Source organism: bacterium, from assembly GCA_024226335.1.
In the GTDB taxonomy this organism is placed as follows: domain Bacteria; phylum Myxococcota_A; class UBA9160; order SZUA-336; family SZUA-336; genus JAAELY01.
Window position 1 is genome coordinate 1 of sequence record JAAELY010000168.1, and the last position, 5653, is coordinate 5653.

General features: G+C 63.0%; 6 protein-coding genes. 3 read left to right on the forward strand and 3 right to left on the reverse strand.

The annotated features are described in order from the left end of the window. Both GY725_07985 and GY725_07990 read right to left on the reverse strand, forming a co-directional pair. A partial coding sequence (locus GY725_07985; protein MCP4004117.1) for a hypothetical protein occupies positions 1–1523 on the reverse strand: 1523 nt, incomplete at its 3' end. 3 nt (positions 1524–1526) lie between these two features. Next, on the reverse strand, positions 1527–2315 hold the full coding sequence (locus GY725_07990) for an ABC transporter ATP-binding protein (protein ID MCP4004118.1): 789 nt from the start codon (positions 2313–2315) through the stop codon (positions 1527–1529). 312 nt (positions 2316–2627) lie between these two features. Between GY725_07990 and GY725_07995 the strand changes: the two genes are divergently transcribed. Both GY725_07995 and GY725_08000 read left to right on the forward strand, forming a co-directional pair. After that, positions 2628–3725, forward strand: a complete 1098-nt coding sequence (locus tag GY725_07995; GenBank protein MCP4004119.1) for a serine/threonine protein kinase — start codon at positions 2628–2630, stop codon at positions 3723–3725. Between the two features lie 12 nt (positions 3726–3737). Further along, positions 3738–4463 carry a sigma-70 family RNA polymerase sigma factor gene (locus tag GY725_08000; protein ID MCP4004120.1) on the forward strand — a complete coding sequence of 242 codons (726 nt, stop codon included), beginning with the start codon at positions 3738–3740 and terminating at the stop codon, positions 4461–4463. A 10-nt stretch (positions 4464–4473) separates the two neighbouring features. Here the strand turns inward: GY725_08000 and GY725_08005 are convergent, their stop codons facing one another. After that, on the reverse strand, positions 4474–5130 hold the full coding sequence (locus GY725_08005) for a hypothetical protein (GenBank protein ID MCP4004121.1): 657 nt from the start codon (positions 5128–5130) through the stop codon (positions 4474–4476). Positions 5131–5270: 140 nt separating this feature from the next. Here GY725_08005 and GY725_08010 point away from each other — a divergent pair. Then, positions 5271–5653, forward strand: a 383-nt coding sequence (locus GY725_08010; GenBank protein MCP4004122.1) for a hypothetical protein, incomplete at its 3' end; no start/stop codon positions are given.

The window sequence follows — 5653 nt, forward strand, 5'->3', positions numbered from 1 at the left end:
CCCAGTACCAACGAGACGAAGATTCCGAGGCTGGCGACACTCGCCGCGATGCCCAGCGTCACCACCGAAAGCAAGAACGCGGTTTGAGACGGCGAGTTCATCATCGACGAGATGTTGCGGCTGACGGGAAACAGCACCGAGACAACATTGCCCGTGGCAACGAAAACGAGTAGGCCGACGCAGAAAAGCAGGATCGACGAGGCCAGGAGCTCGACGCCGGGAAAGCCCATCGTCGCGACCCAGCACGCCAAGGCGAGCATCAGTATGATCCCGTTGTAAAGGAAAACGCCGAGGTTCTTGCCGAGGATGACGCGATCGAGCGCGACCGGACTGAGGTAGTAGGCCTTGATCCCGTCGCCTTCCCAGGCAAACGCGTTGTTGACGAAGCTGTTCGACATGAACACCGAGTAGAGCAGTAGGCCGAAGAGCAGCACGCGTTCCGACGCCATGCCCATGAACGACATGTCGTAGGCTTCCGAGAAGACATGGCCGATCACGATGATGAAGAACGGCATTGCCAGCAGCACGAATCGGCCGTTGACGCTTCGCAGCAGATAGCGCAGCTCCTTGGACGCCACGGCCCGGACCTCGAGGGGAATGACTGCAAGCCAGCGATTGTCGAAGGAGAAAAGTGCCCGTCTGTGACGCACGTCCGGTGCCTCGACGGTTTGCTTGCGTCGATTCGGAGCCACGCGGTCGGCGAGGTGGTAGCGAGTGAATATCCAGTATCCCAGGGCGAGCCCCGAAAACGCCCAGAGAGCGATAGCCGCGACGCGCCAGGCAACCCCACCCGACGCCCCGCGATGGGCCTCCGTCAGCGCCGCGGTGGCCAGGTCCGGCGGCAGGAAACTCGTTGCGACCGTCACGCCGCGGGCCGCAGCCGACAGGATCGGGTTGCGCTCGATGCCGGCGCCGTCTTCTTCGAAGAAAAGCTGCGGGCTGAACGACGCGCCGATCAGAAGAACGAAGGCCAGGATCGCGATGATCTCTCGCACCCGTCGTGTTCGTGTCATTTCGGCCAGCGCGAGGTTGATCGCAAAGCTCCAACTGACGTAGGTGACGAGCATCAACAGCGAAACCGTCGCGACAACGACGATCCCGGCGTCGGCCCAGAGGATCATCGCGACGGAAACGCTGATCAGCGCCGGGTAGTAGACGGCGTGATCGACGCTGCCCAGGGTGGACGTCAGCGTGATCCAGAACAGGCGGCGGTCGGGAATCGGGAAGACACGAAATCGTCGCAGGTCGAGTCCCTGCTCGATCGCGCCGCGAAACACCGGGAAGATCACGCCGAAGACGAAGAAGCAGTAGAAGGCGACCAGCAAGGAGATTCGCAGCATCTCCGGCTCTTCGGTCGACGACCAGATCATCGCCGCGAACACCGCGGCGATGAGTATCGCGAACGCAAGACCGAAGAGGACCATCAATGTAGCCACGATCGTGTTGACTACCCGGGTGGCTCCACGGGCGCGGCGGAGCAGCGTCTTGAACTGCAGCTCGGCGATTGCCAGGATCTGATTCAATCTTCAACCCAGCCAGGACAGCTCGGCGCGCGGCCCGGCGTCCTTATCGACGATGCCGAGAAAGATGTCTTCGAGGGTGGCGCGCCGTGAACCCGCGGTCTCGTCGCGCAACTCGACGCCTTGGCGCAGCTGCTCCAGCGTGCCCTCGGCGACGATGCGACCCTCGTGGATGATCGCCACGTCGCTACAGAGCTTCTCGACAATCTCCAGGATGTGCGAGGTAAGGAAGATCGTCACCCCGCGCTGGAGCAGAGAGGTCAGCAGCTCGCGGATGGCGCGAGATGCGACGGCGTCGATCCCCTCGAACGGCTCGTCGAGAAACAGCAGTCGCGGGTTATGGATCAGTGCGGCTCCGAGGGCCAGCTTCTTCTTCATGCCGTGGCTGTAGTCGACGACGAGTTTCTTCGGATCTCCGTCGAGCTCCATCATCTCCAGCAGCTCTCGGCTTCGGGTCGTGATGTCCGCCGCACCGACCCCGTACATCCGGCCGACGAACCGCAGATACTCGGCTCCGTTCAGCCGGTCGAACAGCGCCAGCTCCTCAGGGACGACCCCGATCCTCCGCTTGGCCTCCAGCGGGTTCTCGTCGAGGTCGAACCCCAGGACGCGGGCCTCACCGCTGGTCTTGTCCAGCAGGCCGGTGAGCATCTTGATCGTCGTCGACTTGCCCGCCCCGTTCGGGCCCAGAAAGCCGAAGAACTTCCCGGTCTCGACCTGGAGATTCAGGGCGTCGACGGCGACGAAATCGTTGAACTTCCGCGTCAGCGCCCGGGTTTCAATAGCGTAGCTCATGGTCGAAGCATTGTAGCCCGGAGAGACTTGACCCCTCGGGTGTAACCTCTCCTTCGATCTCCGTCATGGTGGATCGGCCGCAACGACCTGCGACGGGAGTCCGATGTGAATGAAGCCAAGAACTGCCCGGAATGTCAGGCTCCGCTACCTGTGGGGACGCCCTCGTCCGCCTGTCCTCGATGTCTGCTTCAGGCCGGCCTCGAGGGCAATGACACAGTCAATCGTGGGACCCGAGATTCGGCTCCCACCGCGAAGGAGCTCGCTCCCCACTTTCCCGACCTGGAGATCGTCGAATTGATCGGAAGCGGTGGCATGGGGCTGGTCTACAAAGCTCGCCAGCGGCGGCTGGACCGAATGGTCGCATTGAAGATCCTGGCGCCGGACATCGCAGGTGAGCCGGGATTCGCCGACCGATTCACGCGCGAGGCCCAGGCGATGGCGAAGCTGGCCCACCCGAACATCGTGACGGTGCACGATTTCGGTGATTCCGGTGGGCTGTACTACTTCGTGATGGAGCTCGTCGAGGGAACGAACCTTCGCCAGTTGCTTCACCAGCGCCGGTTCACGCCGGAACAGGCTCTGACGATCGTGCCGAAGATCTGCGACGCGCTGCAGTACGCTCACGATCGGGGAGTCGTCCATCGAGACATCAAACCCGAGAATGTCATGGTGACAAGAGCCGGCGAGATCAAGATCGCCGATTTCGGCCTGGCCAAGCTCGTGCGTTCCGGCGGAAGCGCAACGGTGACCCTCGACGACAAGGTAATAGGGACGCCGGCGTACATGGCCCCGGAACAGATCGAGCAACCGCAATCGGTCGATCACCGCGCCGATATCTACTCGCTGGGCGTGGTGTTCTACGAGATGCTGACCGGTGAGCTCCCGCTGGGACGTTTCGCACCGCCCTCGCGCAAGGTCGAAGTTGACGTGAGGCTCGACGGCGTCGTGCTTCGCGCCCTCGAAAAAGAACGGGACCGCCGCTACCAGAGGGTGACCGACGTCAAGACGGAGATCAACTCGGTCGTCACGGGCCCGGCGCCGCCGGAAGCTCAGGTCGTATCTCCGGCCGACCCGCCGCCGCCTCGTCGTCTGAGTCGTCTCGCTCTGGCCGGCGCTATTTGTACGGGAATCAGCCTCTTCGGCTCCTTGTTTTTCTACGCGTTCCTCCTGGGCGGGCCGCTCACCTTCACCCCACCGAGCCGACTCCAGATGGTCAACCCGTTGATCCTCGGCGGAATGATCGGGTCCCTGATTCGCCTGGCCGGTCTTGGCCTGAGCATTGCGGGTTGGGTCGAGGTCGTTCGCAGCGACGGGAGAATCTACGGGTTGTGGCTCGCTGTTCCCGGAGCGCTTCTCCCGTTGACCTCGCTACTGACCGGAAGCTTGTTCTTCCTGGGCGGATTCCGATAGGACGGAGCGTCGATGAGTGACCGAGCGCCATCCCGATTCGTCACGACCCACTGGAGTCTGGTGGTTGCGGCGGCCGACGAGCAGTCGGAGCCGGCGCGCTCGGCGCTGGCCGAGCTTTGCGAGACCTACTGGTATCCGCTGTACGCTTTCGCCCGCCGTACCGGCGCGAATCCCGACGTTGCCCGGGACCTGACCCAGGGGTTCTTCGTCGAGCTGCTGGCCAAGAGCTACCTGGCCCAGGCCGATCGCACGCGCGGCCGATTCCGCACGTTCCTCCTTGCCGCCTTCCGACACTTCTGTTCGAAGGAACGGGACAAGGCCAACGCGCTCAAGCGCGGTTCAGGGCAGTTGCCGTTGTCGCTGGACTACGACGTCGGCGAAAAAGCGTACGTCGCAGAGCCCAGGGATCCGATGACTCCCGAGGATCTGTACGAGCGACGCTGGGCGCTGACGTTGCTTGGCCGGGTCATGGAAGGGACTCGGGTCGAGTACGAACAGGCGGGCAAAGGTGTTCTGTTCGAGCTGCTCGAGCCGACGCTTTCCGGACACGGCGTCTCCTCGTCGTACAGGGCGATCGGGGAGCGGGTCGGGATGAGCGAGGCGGCAGTGAAGGTCGCCGCCCATCGACTGAGGCGGCGCTTTCAGGGTCGTCTGCGAGCGACGGTTGCCGCGACGGTCGCCGACCCGTCCGACGTGGATGGTGAACTGCGCGACCTGATCGCCGCGGTCGGCAAGTAGCGAGAGTCGGTTATTCGGCCTGGAACCCGGCGTCCTTGTGTTTACCGTCGCAGAACGGCTTGTTGTCCGACTTGCCGCAGCGGCACAACGCGGCCTTTGTCCCGCGCCAGGCTTCGCGCCCCGACGCAGTCCGGATCACGAAGTTCCCTCGTACCAGTAACGGCCCGTTCGGCGCGCGCTGGACCTCGAGCGGGCCTCCGTTCGACTCGAGCGTTGCCTCTCCCGGTTCGCCTACGGCACCACGATCTTTGAACTCTTCTTCCTCGTGGGTGTTGTCGCAAAACGGCTTGTTCTTCGAGTCGCCGCAGCGACACAGTGCCGCACGCATCCCCACTCCGGGCATATCCTCTGCGGCACCGCCGATACTCAGCTCGCCCTCGAAGTACAGCGGCCCGTTGTTGGCAACGGTGACCAAGTTTGCCGGTGGAGTCGGTTCACTGTCGCCGCCGTCCTTTCGGGTGTAGGTCAGCGCACCGGTCGGACAACGCCGCACCACTTCGGCAACCTGATCCGCCTCGCCCCGATCCGGCTCTCCCCAGGGGTTGCGGCCGCTGACGAAGAGCTTGCCCTGGGCTCGTGTGCATTCTCCGACGTGGATGCACAGACGCCCGTCCCAGCTGACTTCCATTTTCTCGCCGTCGAACTTGTAAACCTTGTTCTCCGACATCTCGCCTCCTGGTGGGAATAAGCGGCCGATCCTCGTATGTTGGCAATCGAACGGAGGAGTCAAGTCTTCTCCGTACGTACTAGATTAGCAAATCTTGCAGTGCTGGAACGCATCGAGAAGACTTGACCCCAGGAGCGGCGATGAACTGTTTGAAATTGGCTCTGATTGTTTCTTGTTTGTGTGTCACTTCCGGTGCGATGCCTGCGCAGGCGGGGGATCGCGCCGTAGGCTTGGAGATTCAACGTTATCCGGTTGGAACGATTGCGACCGTGGTCGGGAGAGTTCCCCTGGGGGATCGTTCCGAGCTGCTGTTCGGCGCCGGCTTTAACGATTCCGATCGCGAAGACAACGGCGAGTTCGACGAAGAGCAGGCCGAGGGGCCGGGCGTGTCCGTCGGGTTTCGTCACTACCGGGACGCTGATCGCACCGGGTGGTCCTGCGGAGCCCGGCTCGATCTCTGGGATCTCGAAGTGGACTGGATCGATCAGCTCGGCACGCTCGGTGAAACTCGCGGCACCAGCGA

Coding starts and splice junctions, on each gene's coding strand:
- GY725_07990 (MCP4004118.1), bottom strand. CDS start 2,315: ATGAGCTACGCTATTGAAACCCGGGCGCTGACGCGGAAGTTCAACGAT.
- GY725_07995 (MCP4004119.1), top strand. CDS start 2,628: ATGGGGCTGGTCTACAAAGCTCGCCAGCGGCGGCTGGACCGAATGGTC.
- GY725_08000 (MCP4004120.1), top strand. CDS start 3,738: ATGAGTGACCGAGCGCCATCCCGATTCGTCACGACCCACTGGAGTCTG.
- GY725_08005 (MCP4004121.1), bottom strand. CDS start 5,130: ATGTCGGAGAACAAGGTTTACAAGTTCGACGGCGAGAAAATGGAAGTC.